This window comes from Deinococcus sp. Marseille-Q6407, from assembly GCF_946848805.1.
Classification (GTDB): domain Bacteria; phylum Deinococcota; class Deinococci; order Deinococcales; family Deinococcaceae; genus Deinococcus.
On the sequence record NZ_CAMPFU010000002.1, the window covers coordinates 864,460 to 881,264 of the forward strand.

The 16,805-nt window shown below is 66.4% G+C and carries 14 protein-coding genes; 2 read left to right on the top strand and 12 right to left on the bottom strand.

All coding sequences use genetic code 11. From position 1 onward, the window contains the following. Nucleotides 1–23: 23 nt before the first annotated feature. The 10 genes from sufB to OCI36_RS06225 form a co-directional block, all read right to left on the bottom strand. A complete protein-coding gene (gene sufB / locus OCI36_RS06180) occupies nucleotides 24–1,430 on the bottom strand; it encodes a Fe-S cluster assembly protein SufB (RefSeq protein ID WP_261664204.1) in 1,407 nt (468 codons plus the stop codon). Between the two features lie 116 nt (nucleotides 1,431–1,546). Then, nucleotides 1,547–2,302 (bottom strand): Fe-S cluster assembly ATPase SufC, encoded by a 756-nt coding sequence (sufC, locus tag OCI36_RS06185; protein ID WP_261664205.1) that lies wholly within the window; start codon nucleotides 2,300–2,302, stop codon nucleotides 1,547–1,549. 167 nt (nucleotides 2,303–2,469) lie between these two features. Continuing rightward, complete coding sequence (locus OCI36_RS06190) at nucleotides 2,470–3,612, bottom strand: DUF58 domain-containing protein (RefSeq protein ID WP_261664206.1); 1,143 nt, start codon at nucleotides 3,610–3,612, stop codon at nucleotides 2,470–2,472. A gap of 4 nt (nucleotides 3,613–3,616) precedes the next feature. Further along, nucleotides 3,617–4,648, bottom strand: a complete 1,032-nt coding sequence (locus OCI36_RS06195; RefSeq protein WP_409996724.1) for an AAA family ATPase — start codon at nucleotides 4,646–4,648, stop codon at nucleotides 3,617–3,619. Between the two features lie 11 nt (nucleotides 4,649–4,659). Further along, the gene (locus OCI36_RS06200; RefSeq protein WP_261664207.1) at nucleotides 4,660–5,256 is read right to left on the bottom strand and encodes a DUF4129 domain-containing protein; all 597 of its coding nucleotides are present in this window, start codon (nucleotides 5,254–5,256) and stop codon (nucleotides 4,660–4,662) included. Between the two features lie 120 nt (nucleotides 5,257–5,376). Beyond that, entirely contained in the window at nucleotides 5,377–6,036 is a 660-nt protein-coding gene (locus tag OCI36_RS06205; protein WP_261664208.1) for a hypothetical protein, read from the bottom strand. Between the two features lie 2 nt (nucleotides 6,037–6,038). Next, nucleotides 6,039–7,532 (bottom strand): DUF4129 domain-containing protein, encoded by a 1,494-nt coding sequence (locus OCI36_RS06210; RefSeq protein ID WP_261664209.1) that lies wholly within the window; start codon nucleotides 7,530–7,532, stop codon nucleotides 6,039–6,041. A 37-nt stretch (nucleotides 7,533–7,569) separates the two neighbouring features. After that, a complete protein-coding gene (locus tag OCI36_RS06215; RefSeq protein ID WP_261664210.1) occupies nucleotides 7,570–8,046 on the bottom strand; it encodes a PaaI family thioesterase in 477 nt (158 codons plus the stop codon). 173 nt (nucleotides 8,047–8,219) lie between these two features. Further along, a complete protein-coding gene (rpoD, locus tag OCI36_RS06220; RefSeq protein ID WP_261664211.1) occupies nucleotides 8,220–9,680 on the bottom strand; it encodes an RNA polymerase sigma factor RpoD in 1,461 nt (486 codons plus the stop codon). A gap of 242 nt (nucleotides 9,681–9,922) precedes the next feature. Continuing rightward, complete coding sequence (locus OCI36_RS06225) at nucleotides 9,923–11,089, bottom strand: class I SAM-dependent methyltransferase (protein ID WP_261664212.1); 1,167 nt, start codon at nucleotides 11,087–11,089, stop codon at nucleotides 9,923–9,925. Between the two features lie 128 nt (nucleotides 11,090–11,217). Between OCI36_RS06225 and OCI36_RS06230 the strand changes: the two genes are divergently transcribed. Beyond that, nucleotides 11,218–12,675, top strand: a complete 1,458-nt coding sequence (locus OCI36_RS06230; RefSeq protein WP_261664213.1) for a GGDEF domain-containing protein — start codon at nucleotides 11,218–11,220, stop codon at nucleotides 12,673–12,675. 113 nt (nucleotides 12,676–12,788) lie between these two features. Further along, complete coding sequence (locus OCI36_RS06235) at nucleotides 12,789–14,213, top strand: GGDEF domain-containing protein (protein WP_261664214.1); 1,425 nt, start codon at nucleotides 12,789–12,791, stop codon at nucleotides 14,211–14,213. 13 nt (nucleotides 14,214–14,226) lie between these two features. Here the strand turns inward: OCI36_RS06235 and OCI36_RS06240 are convergent, their stop codons facing one another. Continuing rightward, nucleotides 14,227–15,474 carry a diaminopimelate decarboxylase gene (locus tag OCI36_RS06240; RefSeq protein WP_261664215.1) on the bottom strand — a complete coding sequence of 416 codons (1,248 nt, stop codon included), beginning with the start codon at nucleotides 15,472–15,474 and terminating at the stop codon, nucleotides 14,227–14,229. 57 nt (nucleotides 15,475–15,531) lie between these two features. Next, nucleotides 15,532–16,761 carry an LL-diaminopimelate aminotransferase gene (locus tag OCI36_RS06245; protein ID WP_261664216.1) on the bottom strand — a complete coding sequence of 410 codons (1,230 nt, stop codon included), beginning with the start codon at nucleotides 16,759–16,761 and terminating at the stop codon, nucleotides 15,532–15,534. Nucleotides 16,762–16,805 lie beyond the last annotated feature (44 nt).

Consider the following 16,805-nt stretch of genomic DNA (forward strand, 5'->3'; position numbering starts at 1 on the left):
GGCTGCCTTATACCCTCAAGCGGTTAACCCACCGAACCTTCCATTTCCAATTCAATCAAGCGGTTCAGTTCCACCGCATATTCCAGCGGCAGTTCCTTGGCAATCGGCTCAATAAAGCCGCGCACAATCAGGCCCGCCGCTTCGTCTTCGCTCAGGCCACGGCTTTGCAGGTACAGAATCTGCTCGTCGTTGATCTTGGAGACGGTGGCTTCGTGGCCCACCGAGGCGCTCTTTTCCTCAATTTCGATGTAGGGGTAGGTGTCGGTGCGGGCTTCCTCGTCCAGCAGCAGGGCGTCACATTCCACGTTGGTCTTGGCGCCGCGGGCACCTTCGTAGATCTTGACCAGACCGCGGTAGGAGCTGCGGCCACTGTCCTTAGAGATGGACTTGGACACGATAGAACCGCTGGTGTGCGGCGCGAAGTGAACAATCTTGGCCCCGGCGTCTTGGTGCTGGCCGCGGCTGGCCATGGCGATGCTCAGCACTTCGCCGCGGGCGCCGTCTTCCAGCAGGTAGCAGGCCGGGTACTTCATGGTCACCTTGCTGCCCAGGTTGCCGTCCACCCATTCCATCACGCCGCTGCCGTACACGGCGGCGCGCTGGGTCACCAGGTTGTAAACGTTGTGGCTCCAGTTCTGGATGGTGGAGTAGCGGAAGCGGGCGCCTTCCTTCACCACGATTTCAATCACGCCCGAGTGGAAGGAATCACTGTTGTAGGCGGGCGCGGTGCAGCCTTCGATGTAGTGGGCCTGCGCGCCGTCTTCGATGATGATCAGGGTGCGCTCGAACTGGCCGCTGTTTTCCGCGTTGATGCGGAAGTAGGTCTGCAGCGGAATATCCACCTTTACGCCCTTGGGCACGTACACGAAGGAACCGCCCGACCACACCGCCGAGTTGAGGGCAGCGAACTTGTTGTCTTCGGGAGGAATGACAGTGGCGAAGTATTCACGGAACAGCTCGGGATACTCGCGCATGCCGTCTTCGATACTCAGGAAGACCACGCCCAGCTTTTCCCACTCTTCCTTGAGGTTGTGGTACACCATTTCGGATTCGTACTGTGCACCCACGCCGGCCAGCGCGGCGCGCTCGGCTTCGGGAATGCCCAGACGCTCGAAGGTCTGCTTTACGTCCTCGGGCACGTCGTCCCAGGAGCGGGCGTTGTAACCTTCGGGCTTGATGTAGTAGTAGATGTCTTCCAGGTCCAGGTCACTGAGGTCGGCACCCCACTCGGGCATCGGCTTGCTCAGGAAAATATCCAGCGCCTTGAGCCGGAAATCCAGCATCCACTGCGGCTCGTCCTTGGCCTTGGAGATCATCTCGACCACTTCGCGGCTCAGGCCCTTAGGGGCCTTGATGGCATAGCGCTCGGGGTTGCTCCAGCCGTATTCGTATTCGGTGTTGATGCTTGCTGCTTCGGGATTGACAGTCATCTTGACTCCTTAAAAGCGGGCAGAAGGCCTGAAGTGCCGGAAAAGGTCGCGGGGAGCGGTTAAGCAGGTTCCTGCAGAACTCCGCTTTGACCGCCGTTACCGCGCCATTCCAGTTCTCAGGCGGTCGCCAGTTCCTTCACCCAGTCGTAGCCCTCGGTGTCGAGCTTCTTGGCGAGTTCGGGGCCCCCGGTTTCCACCACGCGGCCGTTCACGATGATGTGCACCTTGTCGGGGGTGATGTAGTCCAGCAGGCGCTGGTAGTGGGTGATGATCAAGCCGCCCAGGTTGGGGCCGCGCAGGGTGTTCACGCCGTGCGAAACGATCTTCAGGGCGTCCACGTCCAGGCCCGAATCGGTTTCGTCCATAATGATGTAGTTGGGTTCCAGCATCAGCATCTGCAGGATTTCGTTGCGCTTCTTCTCGCCGCCAGACATGCCTTCGTTGAGGTAACGCTCCACGATGCTCTCGTCCCATTCCAGGGTCTTGAGTGCACTTTGCAGCTTGCCGTAGAACTCGCTGAACGAGACTTCTTCACCTTCGGGCTTGCGGGCCTGCATGGCGAGGCGCAGGAAGTTGGCGATGGTCACGCCGGGGATTTCCACCGGGTACTGGAACGCCAGGAACACGCCCAGGCGGGCCCGCTCGTCGGGTTCCATATCCAGGATATTCACGCCGTCTACCAGCACTTCGCCTTCGGTCACGGTGTATTCGGGGTCACCCACGATGACCTTGGCAAGGGTGCTCTTGCCGTTGCCGTTGGGGCCCATGATGGCGTGCAGTTCGCCGCGCGGCACCACCAGGTTGATGCCCTTCAGAATCGGCTGATCGCCGACGGACGCGTGCAGGTTCTTGATTTCGAGTTGGTGCGTCATAGCTTGCCTCCTGTATTGGCGCTTGGCACGAAATATTCGTTTCCCGCCATTCTGTTAGGAATCATTCCTATCTGGCCGTTCCCCATTGTACCAGCTCGGCAGAATAAATCCGAGTGCTGGAGTACAGATTGCGGGGCGCCTGCCAGCACGGAAACACAGGCCTGGCCTCAGCTCAGCCGCAGCACCGATTGGTTGCCACGCAGCACAAAGACCAGCACGCCGCGCTCCGCCAGCACGCCGGCCTGCTTTTCCAGCTGCCGCACCGTGTCGGGGGCGCCGGCCCACTGCTTGCGGGGGGTCTCGCCGGGTTCCAGGTAAAAGCCTTCCGGCATGGCGATAATGGCGACCCGGCTGGCGGTGGCGCGGGCCCGCAGGGCCTGGGTGACCAGTTCTGGGGGGGCAAACTGGGTGATTACCAATAGGTTGGTGCCGGGGCGGGGCGGGTGCAGCACAGGCGCTGCCTGACCGCTGCCCTCCAGCTCGGCCAGGGCACGCAGGACCGCCCGCTGGGCCTCAGCGGCGCGGTCGGGCGGGGTCTGTCCCTCGGCCGTTGCCAGGGACACGGGTAGGCCATCTGCCCAGGCCTGCGCCGCCAGGCTGGCTGCCAACCGCACCGCGCTTTCGAGGTAGGTGGCGTTGCCACCCGTATCCAGATAAATGGTGACCGAACTAGCCGCCGTGCGCTCCAGTTCGCGGATCATCGGCACGCTGCCGGCGCCGCCGGTAGAGAGCGAGCGGGCCGAGAGCTTCCAGTGAATCTGCCCCGGCGCGTCGCCCGGTACGTAGGGCCGCGCTCCCCGCAGGCTGATGGGGTCGCTGAGGCCCAGATTGCGGGTGAGCTGGCCTTCGGAGAGCAGCGGGCGCAGCAGTTCCGGCAGGACAACACCGTGGGTCTGGGGATAGGCTTCCAGGCTGGCCGGCACCTCCAGCAGCCTGGAGCGCCAGAACAGGCCCAGCGGATCGGCCCAGCGCAGCACGGCGCCTTCCCAGCGGTACACGCCCCGGCGGTTGGGCTGCAGGGTCAGCTCCAGGTGCTCCGTGTGGCGGCCCTGCCACAGCCCGCCAAACACCACCGGGCGGCTCGGCACCACGGCGCGGGGGGGCGGGTCTTCCAGCACCAGGCGAGTGGGCAGGCGCGTTTCGATGTCGGCAGTGACGGTCAGCGGCTGGGCCTGGCCCACCATGCCGGCCGGGCGCAGCTCACGGGTCAGCTCCACGCGGGGCGGCCCCCGGTACAGCCACCAGACGAGCCCCGCCAGGGCCGCCAGAAACAGCAGCCAGATGAATGCGCTGAGCAGGCCAGCACTCACCTGCTCAGCCTGCCGAGGAAGTGGATTCGGAGGTGGCCTGGGACTGAGCAGCCTGGGCCTGGGCAACCGCGCCGGGGGTTTCGACCGGCACCGGCACCGTGCCCAGAATCTCTTCTACCAGCGACGCCGCGCCGATGTCGGCCATCCGCGCCTCGATATTCAACAGTAAGCGGTGAGGCAGCACGCCGCGGGCGGCCGCCTTCACGTCATCTGGCGTCACGAAGTCGCACCCGGCCAGATACGCCAGCGCCTGCGCCGCCGCCTGAATGCCCAGCGAAGCGCGGGGGCCGGCGCCCAGGCTGATGCGCGGGTGCGTGCGGGTGGCCGCCACGATGGAGGCCAGATAGCGCTGCAGGTCGGGGCTGACCCGGATTTCGCGCACGGCCCGCTGCGCCGCCAGCAGGTCGGCAGGACCGGCCACCGCCGCCAGCGTGTCTATCGGGTGGGCGGATTGCAGCCGGCCCAGCATCTGCACCTCCTGCTCCAGATCCGGGTAGCCCACCGACAGCTTGAGCAGGAAACGGTCCAGCTGAGCTTCGGGCAGGGCGTAGGTGCCCTCGTGCTCCACCGGGTTCTGGGTGGCGATAACCACAAAAGGCCGGGGCAGCTGGTGGGTGACGCCGGACTCGGTCACCTGCCCCTCCCCCATCGCTTCGAGCAGCGCCGACTGGGTTTTGGGGGTGGCGCGGTTGATTTCGTCGGCCAGCAGGATGCCGGTAAAAATGGGGCCAGGCACGAACTGAAACTGCCCCTCGCGGTAGATGCTGACCCCGGTCACGTCGCTGGGCAGCAGGTCGGGCGTGAACTGCACGCGGGCAAAGTCCAGGCCCAGACTGGCGGCCAGGGCGCGTGCCAGCATGGTCTTGCCGGTGCCGGGAGCGTCTTCCAGCAGGATGTGCCCGCCGGCCAGAATACCGGCCAGCGCCAGCCGGGTCACATCCTCCTTGCCGACCAGCACGCGGGCCACGTTGGCCTGCACGCGGTCCATCACAGCGCTGGCTGGGGCGGAAGAAAACTGCGGGTCAGTGTCGGTCATGCCGGGTTGGGTCATGCGGGGCCTTGCCTTTCGGAGGAGGAAGAACGATCAGCAGCGGAATGTTCCGAGGAGGATACGGGAGCGGCAGGCGGGGCGCCAGCCAGGATGAGCGCGGCGGCTCCCTCGGCAGCCTCAGCCTGAGCGTCGGTCACGCCACCGCCGTAACGCACCGGGCCGTAAGCCGCGCCCAGAGTCGCCAGCGGGGCGGCTTGCCCCGGCCACTCGGCGGCCACTCGCCGCAGGTACTCGGCCGGGGTTTCAGCTTCCCGGCGGCTCAGGCCAGCGGCGCTCAGGTGAGCCTCGGTACGGGCGTAGGCAGCGCGGACGCGGTGCAGGGGCGCAGCAAAAGCAGAGGCAGGAGGAGAAGAAACGGACGCCCGAGTGGTTGGGGCTGGAGGTGCCGCAGGCTTGGTATGACGCCGCAGGAAAAAAACCACCAGCAGGGCCAGGCCCATCACTCCGGCCAGCCACCAAGCCCGGGCCCAGGAGCGGCCCCCACCGGCGGGCTGCTCGGCGGCGAGCGTGGCTTTGGCCATGTTCTGCGTGCCTTCCGAAAGGCCGCAGCCGTTGGTGCCCAGCCGCCGGCCTCCGCGAACAAACCAGGTCACGCCCTTCTGGTCCGGGTCGCACCCTGCAGTGGGCGCGGACTGCACGGCCTGCTGCCTATACCATTCCTGCTGACCGCAGGTGGTGGGGTCAGCATTGTCGCAGCGGTAGGCATACGCCTGTCAGCCCACCGTTTCCGCCTGAATGGTTTCCAGGGAAGCGGCCACCCGGCCATCCACCTGCCCGAGGAGAGACGTTCTGGGCAGCAACAGCGCTATCAGCAGCACCGCCGCCAGAGGCAAGGCACCCTGCCCCCACCGCGTCTGCCAGAAACTCTGCCCGCGGCTTGGCTCAGAACTGGACTGTACAGGGCGGAACGGCCGGCCCGCCCGCGCCAGCGTCCGCTCATGTCCCGGCCGCAGCAGGGCGCCGGCCACCAGCCCCAGCAGCCCCACGGGGTGCGGAGCCAACAACAGCGGCAGCAGCAAGAACACCCAGCCACGCAGGGTTTCACTGCGGGAGGAGCCACCCTCATCTGCCAGCAGTTCGGCAGCGCGGCACGCCAGCCACAGGGCCACCAACCGCAAGAACAGCAGCAGCGCGAGCCACCAGTCGGGAAGCCAGCCGCCCGCCGAGAACTGAGCCTCCAGCAGCGGCCAGAAGCTGAAACCCACCAGCAGCGCTCCGCCCAACAGGCGGTACATTTCCCACTCTTCGCGCCGCGCCGTTACCGCGAAAAGCAAACACAGCAGCAGCACAGCCCAGAACGGCAGCCAGCCCCAAAGAACGAGCGGCAAGGCCGCATGGATGATGATTCTGGAGAGCGACACCTGACGATTCATGGCTACTTCCCCGATGGCTGCGTTGCCAGCACCTCGGCGGCGCTTCTCTCGGCCTGCTCAGCCTGACCCTCGCTGATGCCACCGCCGTAGCGCACCGGGCTGTAGGCGGCGCCCAGAGTCGCCAGCGGCGCCGCCAGCGACGGCCACTCGGCGGCCACCCGGCGCAGGTATTCGGCGGGAGTTTCGCTGGAACGGCGCGGCCGCCCGGCTGCAGTCAGATGCCGTTCCACCTGCGCGTAAGCCAGCCGGACCCGGTGCAGCGGAGCAGAGGCCGCCACCGGAGCAGACGCCGTCACCGGGGCGGCCTCATGGGTTTCCGCGTAGGCATAGATCTCGCGGGAGCGGGCGGTCAGCAGCCGCCAGACCCCGGCTAGCACGGCGAACAGCAACAGGGTGCCCAGCAGCAGAAACAGCAGGTTGTAGATATTCGGATTGCCCAGCGGCGTATTCACCAGTAGGTCCACCACTATCTGCACGGCGGCTTCCAGCGGCCCGGCGTCGCCGCCTGCAGGTGCCGGCGCGTGCTGGCCGTCCGCCACGGTGATGTCCAGCGCCTGAAACTGGGCGGCCAGCATCACCGCCAGCAGGCTGAGCGGCAGGGCCAGCAACGCCAGCAGGGGCCAGACCCGCCGCCAGTCCGGAGGCCCACCGGGACGGCGCAGCTGACGCCAGAGGCCGAACAGCGCCGCAAGAATGATGGTCAGCAGGAGCAGCACCGCAAGCAGATTCAGATAGCCCTGCGCGGTGCGCTCAAGGCCCTGGCTGGCACCCGCCCCCGGAGTGCCGGGCAGGAAAGTCGGTGCCGACGGTAAGCCCGGCAGCGCTGACGGCTTAGCAGGAGCCCCCGGCACAGCCGAATGGTCCACCACCGTGATGTGCTCGGTCACGCCCATATAGTCGGTGGCCTGATCCCACAAAGAGGCGCGGGGCAGCAGCAGGCCGGCCAGCAGCGCTGCAGCGGCCGCGCCGGCCAACCAGGGCCAGAGGACCGGCGCCCGACCGGAGGAGCCAGGGGCGTCCTGACGGGTACCCTGCCAGCGGCCGCCCGTCAGGGTGTCATCGTCGGTGCCGCGCTGCAGCAGAATGGCCGCCCCCAGGCTGACCAGGCCCAGCGGGTGCGGCGCCAGCACGAAGGCCGGCAGCAGCCACAGCCAGCCGCGCCCACGGCGCTCCTCAGCACGCTCGGCAGCCTGCACGACCAAAAATGCAGTGGCCATCTGCGCGATCACCACGAAAAAGGCCGCCACCATGTAGTGCTGATTCCCGGCCTGCATGGCCAGCCAGAGGGTGACCAGCAGGTTCACAGCCAGCACCAACAAGGTGAGCTGAGAGCGGTAAGCTCGCAGGGTGTCCTGGGCCGTCAGGGCAAAGACGGCCATCAGGCCCAGCAGCGCCGGCAGCGGCACCATCCCGGCCAGTACCAGAGACAGGGCGGCAAAGGCCACGGTACGCCACAGGGGGAACGGTCCAGCGGCCGCCGGCGCAGCTTGTGTCATGGCCCAAGTATAAGCAGCGCCGCTGCCCCCGCCTGCCTCAGCTGGAGCGCGGGGCCGCGTCCGGCAGCGCGATGGTGCCGAGGGCGGTGGCGACCAGTTTCTCGCTGGGCTGTCTATCTTCGCCCAGCTGGCCGTCCTCGCCGGAGCGCACAGCGTAGATGTCACAGCGGGTCACGGCCTGACGCGAGGTGCCGCCCACCAGCTGCCCACGGGCCACCAGTTTCTCACCCACCGCCGGGCGAATAAAATTGATTTTGAACTCGCTGGTCAGCACCTGCGGGCCCAGGTGCAGCGCGCCCACAAAGGTCAGGGTGATGTCGGCCATGCTGCCCATCAGGCCCCCGTGCGCGAACCCGTGGTGCTGGCGCAGGTCATCCCGCAGCGGCACTTCCAGCGTGGCGATGCCGTCACCAATGGCCGTGAAGCGAGCACCAATCAGGGTAGAAAAGCTCTGCTGGGCGATGATGCCGTTGGCAAATTCCAGCAGTTGTTCTGGATCGTTGGGCAGGGTCATAAAGGCACTATGCCAAAACGGCGGGCCAAAAACAGCGGGGATGGAAAACAGCAGAGGCCAAAGCCCGCCTGTTCGGCGCGGCGGGCCAAAGCTCCTGGGCGGCCCACAAAAAAGAAGCCCCACCCGGCGGTGAGGCTTGTCTGGTTTTGCCTGACTGGCTTGTAGCGAGCAGCTTATTCCAGGAAATCGCGCAGCTTGCGGGTGCGGCTTTCATGGTACTTCAGCTTGCGCAGCGCCTTGTTCTCAATTTGGCGGATGCGTTCGCGGGTCACGTTGAAGCGCTGGCCCACTTCCTCCAGGGTGTGTTCGCGGCCGTCTACCAGGCCCTTGCGGAATTTCAGAACCATCGCCTCGCGCTCGGTGAGCTTACCCAGGGCCTTTTCCAGTTCCTCGCTGAGCAGGGTCTTGGCGGCGTTGTCCACCGGGCTGTCGAGGTTGTCGTCGGGGATAAAGTCACCGTAGAAGGAGTCCTTTTCGTCACCGATCGGGGTTTCCAGGCTGACCGGCTCCTGGCTGACCTTCTGCACTTCTTCCACCTTGTTGGCGTCCCAGCCGGGACCCATCGCTTCGGCGATTTCCTCGGGCAGCGCCTCGCGGCTCAGCTCCTGCTGCAGCTGCCGGGCGGTGCGGGTCAGTTTGTTGATGGTTTCTACCATGTGCACCGGAATACGGATGGTGCGGGCCTGGTCGGCAATCGCGCGGTTGATGGCCTGCCGGATCCACCAAGTGGCGTAGGTGGAGAACTTGTAGCGGCGGCGGTACTCGAACTTCTCGACGGCGCGGATCAGGCCCTGGTTGCCTTCCTGAATCAGGTCCAGGAAGTTCAGGCCACGGCCGGTGTACTTCTTGGCGATCGAAACCACCAGTCGTAGGTTGGCCTCGATCAGGCCCTGGCGGGCGGCGGCGCCGTCTTCCATGCGGCGCTGCAGGGCGCGGCGGCCACGGTCGTCCAGCTCCTCGCCCTTTTCTTCCAGCTCCACGCGGGCAAATTCACCGTCTTCGATGCGGCGGGCCAGCGCGATTTCCTCTTCCAGGGTCAGCAGCGGCACTCGGCCGATCTCGTGCAGGTACTGGCGCACCGGGTCGTTGGAAACGGCGCGGGGCATGTCGTCGTAGTAGCGCTCTTCTTCTTCGCCGTCGTCGTCATCTTCCTTGTCGCTGTCGCTGTCAGTGTCGTCGTCGGGGTCCTCGTCATCCTGCACTTCGATGTTCTTGGACGCCAGGTACAGCTGCAGGTCATCGAATTCATCGCTAGAGTCGGGGTCCATGCCGCTGGCTTCCAGCGCGGTCGCCAGCGCGGCGGCGGCGTCCTCACTGGTTACCAGGCCGCTGGCCTTAGCATTCTTCAGCAGCTCCTGAATGGCTGGGTGCGCGTAGTAGGCGCGGTCCGAGCCGTCGGCCTTGCGGGCCGGGCGGTCGGCGTCGGCCGCTTCAGCGCCGGCGGCCGGCTTGGCTGCCTTCTTGGCTGCCGGTTTTTTGGCCGCCGCCTTGCGGGCTGGCTTGGCCTTGGCCGCGTCTTCAGCGGTGACTTTTTTACGGGCGGTGGGCTTTTTGGCAGGCTTGGGGGCCGCTGCCTTTTCGGGCGCGGCAGCAGAAGCAGCTTTTTTGGTCTTGGCAGTCTTGGATTCAGCCATGGGTCCTCCAGGGGTCAGGAGAGTGAGGAAAGAAGCGAAGGAATTAAGGAAAAGCGCTGCCCGGTACGCTGTGCCAGCGGCCCGGGGCCAGGGGTGCAGAAAAGGCACCGGAGGGGGCAGGGGCCGGGTCAACTGGCAAAAAAGCGCAGGATAAAGCAGATCAGGTCAAATGACGGTGGGCGGGGACAGGCAGGACAAATTAACACAGTAGTTTAGCATCCGGCCGCTGCGCCAGGATGTGTTTAAGCGCGCTTACAGGCTGACAGAACCTTGAACCCCCGTTCATGGGTCAGTACTTCGGCAGGCCCCAGGGCAGCCAGCTCGGCTTCGTACGGCAGGAAATCGTTGGCGACCAGAATCAGCCGGCCGCCGGGGTTCAGCCGCCGGCGGGCCGCCGCGATGAACTCGCGCGCCACATCCAGCACCACGCCGCGCCCCACGTGAAACGGCGGGTTGGTCAGAATCAGGTCAAAGCGGCGTTCGCCCAGTTCCGAATCTACATCCGAGTGCACGGCCTCACCTGCCAGCCCATTGGCCTCCAGCGTCAGCCGGGCGCTGCGCACGCTCTGCAAGTCGCCGTCTGCCAGGGTCACGGCAGCGCCGCGCTGCGCGGCCCAGGCTCCGATCAGGCCGGTGCCGCAGCCCAGGTCCAGTACCGCCTGCCCGCTGAGGTCCAGCCCTGGCAGGGCGCTCAAGGTGTCCAGCAGAATGCCGGTGGCCTTGTCTGCCCGGGCCGCGCTGAATACGCCGGGCAGGCCCGCCACTTTCACGCCGTGATCTTCGTAGCTCTCGGCAGCTGGTAACTCGGGGGTGGGGCCGGGGCGGCGGGTCAGGACCGCCACCCGCATGCCTCCATCACGGGCAATGGTTTCGCCGGTTCCGAACGCCCGCGACGCGGCCCGCACGTAGCGGTCAAAGCCTTTGGCCTTGTCGCCGGCCAGGTAGAGTTTGCCGCCGGGAGGAGTGTGGGCGTGCGCCCAGCTGACCTGGGCCTGGGCATACGCAGTACCGCGGTCACCGGCCAGCACGCAGGCCACCGTGCGGGCCGGCTCCGGGAAGTGGGCCTGCAGGTCGTCTCCGGGAGCCGCCACCACCGGCTCCAATCCGTCGGCCCGCAGCGCGGTCAGCGCCGCCGCCGCGCCTTCCACCGGGCGCAGCTCGACACCGGGCAGCGAGGCCAGCAGCCCGCCCATCGCACTCAGGTCCAGCACTGGCCCCCGCACCTTGCGCTTGAGCATGGTCTGGAACAGCAACAGCTGGGCGTCGTCCACGCCGGGATAGCCGCGCACACCCGGCTTGGTGGGCGGCGCGCCATATTCACGCAGCGCCGGGGGCAACTGCGCCGCGCGAATCTGAAAATAAGAAGACTGAGGTGAGGTGTCATGTTTCGGTATAGGGGCGGGCTTCATACTGCTCAGTGTAGTCGCCGGGCCACCGCTGCCCGGGACCCTTTCCGGCCCCATGACCAGAGTGCCTCCCGCCCCCAACCCCCACAGCTCCTCCCGCGCCACTGCCCGCCCTGCTGCTGCTGGCGGCCTTGGTCTATACCGCGCTGGCCCTGGGCTTTGTGCACCTGCCCGGAATGCCGGGAGCCTCCGGCTGGCTTTTTGCTGCCGTGCAGGTCTTCGCCGGCCTGCTGGCGGTGCAGGTGTGGCTCCAGGAGCGGACCCGCACTGCGGCGCTGCTGGCAGCGGCCATGATGGCGCCACTGCTGAGTGCTCTGGAATATTTCAGCGGCTCTCAGCAAAACGGGGCCAGCTGGCTCTCCCCAGCCTTTCTGCTGCTGGGCAGCCTGTTTTTTGTGCTGCTGGACGTGGCCCTGGGCCTAAGCTGGGACCGGCTGCGGCGTGCTGGGCGCTGGCCGGGGCGGCTGGCCCTGACCGACACCTTGATCGTCTCCACCACGGCCGGGGTAGTCGTCTGGATACTGGGGCTGGATACCCAGGTGGCCGCCGCGCACACGCAGCCGCTGTTGGCAGCGCTGCTGCTGACTTACGCCGCCGCGCAGCTGCTCGGCATCACACTGCTGGCAATGCTGTGGCTGCGCGGCGCCCGCGGCCCGGCCATCACGCTGGGTGCAGCGGGCCTGTTGTGCTTTGCCGCCGCCGATCTGGCCTTGCTGGCCGGACAGACCAGCGAGATGTTGCAGCCGCTGCTGTGGGTCTGGGGCAGCACCCTGCTGGCGCTGGGTATCCGGCAGCTGCCGCACCTCTGTGCGCAGGCCCCACGCCTGGGTGGCCCACTGCCAGCCAGAATGCAGCCACTGCTGCGGCGCCTGCCCTATGTCGCTGTGGCCATCTGCTGCGCGTTGCTGCTGGAGGGCGCTGTGCGCGACGTACTCTTGCCAGCGGTCCAGACCGACCCCCGTTTGCAGGCGGCGCACCTGCAGCACACCTGGAGCCAGCTGGGTGTCTCGGTAGGCAGCGTGGCCGTGGTGTGTCTGGTGATGCTGCGGCAGGCCGAAACCAGCCGGGCCAACCGGCAGATGCAGCAGCAACTGGAAGCCAGCCGCCATGAGCTGGAACATCTCGCCTACCACGACGACCTGACCGGACTTCCCAACCGCTCGGCCTTCAACCAGTTTTTCGAGGACCACGTGGGGCCTGCCGAGCCGTATGCCATCTTTTCTCTGGACCTGGACGGGTTCAAGTACATCAACGATACCTACGGCCACGCCACAGGTGACCGGATGCTGCACCATGCCGCCCGGCAGCTGAACAGGGCAGTGGCCGCGCCGGGGCAGATCTTTCGCTGGGGCGGCGACGAATTCGTGATTGTGGTGCCGGGCCTGGAACGCAGCACCGAGGCAGAAGCGCTGATCCGGCTGCTGACCGTCAGCTTGCAAGAACCCATGCTGCACCGCGGACAGCCGCTGCGGGTGGGTACGTCGGTAGGCTACGCGCTAGGGCGGGGCAACCACAGCCACGAAGCCCTGCTGGGCCTGGCCGACAGCGACATGTACAGCACCAAGGCCCGCAGTGGTCAGCACCGTTAGCCTGCCCGCGTCTGGTCAGGGCGGCAGCGATGACGGAACTTTCCAGACCCGGCCACCTTGAACGCTGTAAGAGCCGGCGCCCCCCCCGGCTTGCTAGCCTGCCGGCTGATCAGGTGAACAGACCGCCGCCGCTTTCCCGCACTGCCCTGCTGCCGCTGGCTGCCCTGCTGCTGGGGCAGACCGCCTGGACCCTGCTACGTGGTCTGGGGCCTCAGGTCACCGGGCCGGCGTGGCCCGGCAGCCTGCTGTCGCTGGGTGTGCTGGCCGCCAGTGTCCTGCTGGCCGGGCAGCTCTGGCGCCGTAGGGGCGTGCCGGTCACTTTCCTGCTGGCCTTCCTGGCCCAGTTCGGCGGCGACGCGGCGCTGACCGCGCTGGACCTGAGGGGTCTGCCCTACCCTGCGTTTTCGTCAGCAGACATTTTTTACCTGGGCTACTACCTGCTGATGACGGCCGCCCTGCTGGGATTGCTGCCAGCAGAGCCCACCACCCGCCGGCAGGCCGGGCGCGCGCTGGACGGGCTGATTATTGCCGGCACCATCGGCATCGTGCTGTGGGAGCGGCTGCTTGGCCGGCTGCTGGACAACCTGCAGGGGCCTTTCGGCCTGCTGAATTTCAGTTACGTTTTGCTGGACCTGCTGGTGCTGGGCCTCAGCATGGTGCTGCTGCAGGTACAGCGCCAGTACCTCTCCCACCTGTTGCTGGGCGTCGGCCTAACCGGGTTCGTGATTGCCGACATTCTTTATCTGGATCCGGGACGTACCTACCAGCCGGCCACGCTGCCCGACCTGCTGTGGTCCTGGGGCATTGCCCTGCAAGCCGCAGCGCTCTGGCCGCTGAACCGGCGACCCGCGCAGCCCGCGACAGCCGAACCGCTGTTGCGGTTGCTGCCCTACGCAGCCGCGCTGGTGGTCTGCGTGATTCTGGCACTCACGCTGCCGGCCGATTCGGTGCGCAGCCAGGGCATTCTGTGGGGCACGTTGGCGGTGGTGGCCATGGTCACGGCGCGGCAGTGGCTGGCTGCCCGCGACAGTCAGGACCTGACCCGCGAACTGCAGCACAGCCGCGCCCAGCTGGAATACCTGGCCTACCACGACGAGCTGACCGGGCTCTCCAACCGCACCGCACTGACCCAGTTTTTCGGCTATGGCCTGGGCGACACCGAGCCCTACGCCATCTTCTCGCTGGACCTGAACGGCTTCAAGGAAATCAACGACACCTATGGCCACACGGCCGGTGACCGGATGCTGCAGCATGTTGCCGGGCAGCTGCAACAGGCCGTCCCGGCGCCCGGACGGATTTTTCGCTGGGGCGGCGACGAGTTCGTGGTGGTGATGCCGGGCCTCACGGAAGCGGCACAGGCAGGAGCTTTCGCGCAGCAGTTGCAGCGCAGCGTGGCGGCCCCGCTCCAGCAGGGCCAGCGCACCCTACAGGTGGACACCTCGGTGGGCTACGCCCTGGGACGCAGCCCCCAGAACTACGAGGCTCTGCTGGGGCAGGCCGATCAGCAGATGTACTGCACCAAGCGGCGCCGGCGCTGAGCTCCGCTGCCGGTCACCACTCCAGGGTGGCGAACAGGTCGTCCAGCGTCTCGGCGCGGCGAATCATCTCCACGCGGCCGTCCTCGCGCAGCAGGTACTCGGCGCTGCGCAGTTTGCCGTTGTAGTTAAAGCCCATGCTGTGCCCGTGGGCCCCAGCGTCGTGAATCACCACCACGTCGCCCGGCTGCATCACCGGCAACTCACGGTCAATAGCGAATTTGTCATTGTTCTCGCACAGTGAGCCGGTCACGTCCACCACTTGCCGGGGAGCGTCCTGCGGCTTGTTCAGCACGGTGATGTGGTGATAGCTGCCGTACATCGCCGGGCGCATCAGGTTCGCCATAGAGGCGTCAAGGCCCACGTAATCCTTGTACTTGCGGGTCACGTGCCGCACCTGGCTGACCAGATACCCGTAAGGCCCGGTCATCACCCGGCCACACTCGAAGCTGAGGCGCAGGCCGTCCAGCCCGGCCGGCTGAATGATCTCACCGTAGAGCTTCCGGATGCCGTCCGACACCTCCTGATAGCTCATGGCCTGCTCCTGCGGGCGGTAAGGAATGCCGATGCCGCCGCCCAGGTTCACGAATTCCAGCTGGATACCTAGTTCGTCCCGGAGCTTTACCGCCAGAGTGAACAGCATCCGGGCCGTTTCGATGATGAACTGCGGGTCCAGCTCATTGCTGGCGACCATGGTGTGCAGGGCAAAGCGCCGCACGCCCTTTTCCTGAGCGGTGCGGTAGCAGTCCAGCAATTGCTCCGAAGTCACGCCGTACTTGGCTTCTACCGGGTTGCCGATAATCGCGTTGCCGGTGCGCTCGGGGCCGGGGTTGTAGCGGAACGACAGCAGTTCCGGCAGGCGGCCGCCCAGCGCATCTTCCAGCGCCGCGATATGGGTGATATCGTCGAGGTTGATGACGGCTCCCAGCTCGGCGGCGCGGCGGAACTCTTCCGGCGGCGTGTCGTTGGAAGTGAACATGATGTGCTCGCCGGTGATGCCGCAACGCTGCGCCAGCTCCAGCTCCGGCAGCGACGAGCAGTCGGCCCCGAAGCCTTCTTCGGCCAGGATTTTCAGCAGCGCAGGCGTGGGAGCTGCCTTGACCGCGTAGTAGTTGCGGAAGCCCGGCGCCCAGGCAAACGCCTGCATAAAGGTGCGGGCATTCTCGCGGATGCCGCGTTCGTCGTAGAGGTGAAACGGGGTGGGCAGTTCGTGCGCCAGTTCGGTGAGGCGCTGTTCGGTGGCCGGCAGGGTTTTCTGGGTCATGGCAAGTGTCCTTCGGGGAGGAAGAAGAGAAAAAGGGAAGTAGAGCGCCTGGAAGGCTTAAAGGGTCAGGTTGCTCTGCAAGCTGCGCACCGCCGCCTCGATGTTTTCACGGTGCCCAAAAGCCGAGAAGCGCACGTAGCCTTCTCCGGCCGAGCCGAAGCCCGCACCGGGGGTTACGACCACCTGGGCTTCCTGCAGCAGTTGGTCGAAAAAGTCCCAGCTGCCCAGGCTGCCAGGGGTCTTCACCCACAGGTAGGGCGCGTTGTCGCCGCCAGTCACGTCCAGCCCCAGCTCGCGCAGCGCCGCGCGGATGATGCGGGCGTTTTCCATGTAATAGGCCACCAGGGCCCGGTTTTCAGCCTGCCCCGCCGGGCTGAGGGCCGCTGCGCCGCCGCTCTGGGCAATGTTGCTGGCCCCGTTGAAAAAGGTGCTCTGGCGGCGGTTCCACATCCGGTTCAGCTCGCCGGGTTCGCTGTCTTCGGTGCGCAGGGCCAGCGGCACCACCGCCCAGCCCAGCCGCACGCCGGTAAAGCCCGCGAACTTGCTAAAAGAGGTCAGCTCAATGGCACACTCCTCGGCCCCGGCAATCTCGTAGATGGAGCGCGGCAACTCCGGGTCAGCGATGTACTCGGCGTAGGCGGCATCGAAGATGATGACGGCCCGGTGCTGCCGGGCGTAGTCCACCCACTCGGACAGCTGCTGGCGGGTCGCCACCGCGCCGGTGGGATTGTTGGGGCTGCACAGATACACCACGTCTACCTTTTCCTCAGGGGGCGCGGCGAACCAGCCGTTGTCCGGATTGCCTTCCAGCAGCACCAGGCCCGCGTAAGCACCGGCCTGGGGGTCGTACTCGCCGGTGCGGCCGGCCACCACATTGCTGTCCACGTACACCGGATAAGCCGGGTTCTGAATGGCCACCACGCTCTCCTGCGCAAACAGATTCTGGATGTTGGCGGCGTCGGCCTTGGCGCCGTCGCTCACGAAGATTTCGCCTGGGTCCAGGGTCACGCCGCGCTCCGCGTAGTAGGCCACCAGGGCCTCACGCAGTTCGGGTTCGCCCTGCTCGTCGCCGTAGCCGGTGTAGGTATCGCGCTGGCCCAGGGCATCCACCCGCTCATGCAGGCCACGCAGCACCGCCGGTGTCAGCGGCTCGGTGGTGTTGCCGATGCCCAGGCGGTGAAGGGGCAATTCCGGGTGCTGGGCGGCGTATTCACGCACCCGGCGGTTGATTTCGGGAAACAGGTAGCCGGCAGAGAGCTTGCGGTAGTTGGAATTGATTTTTGCCATGGTGGTCCTCGGAAAGCGTTGGGAAGAGAAAGGGAATAAGCGGC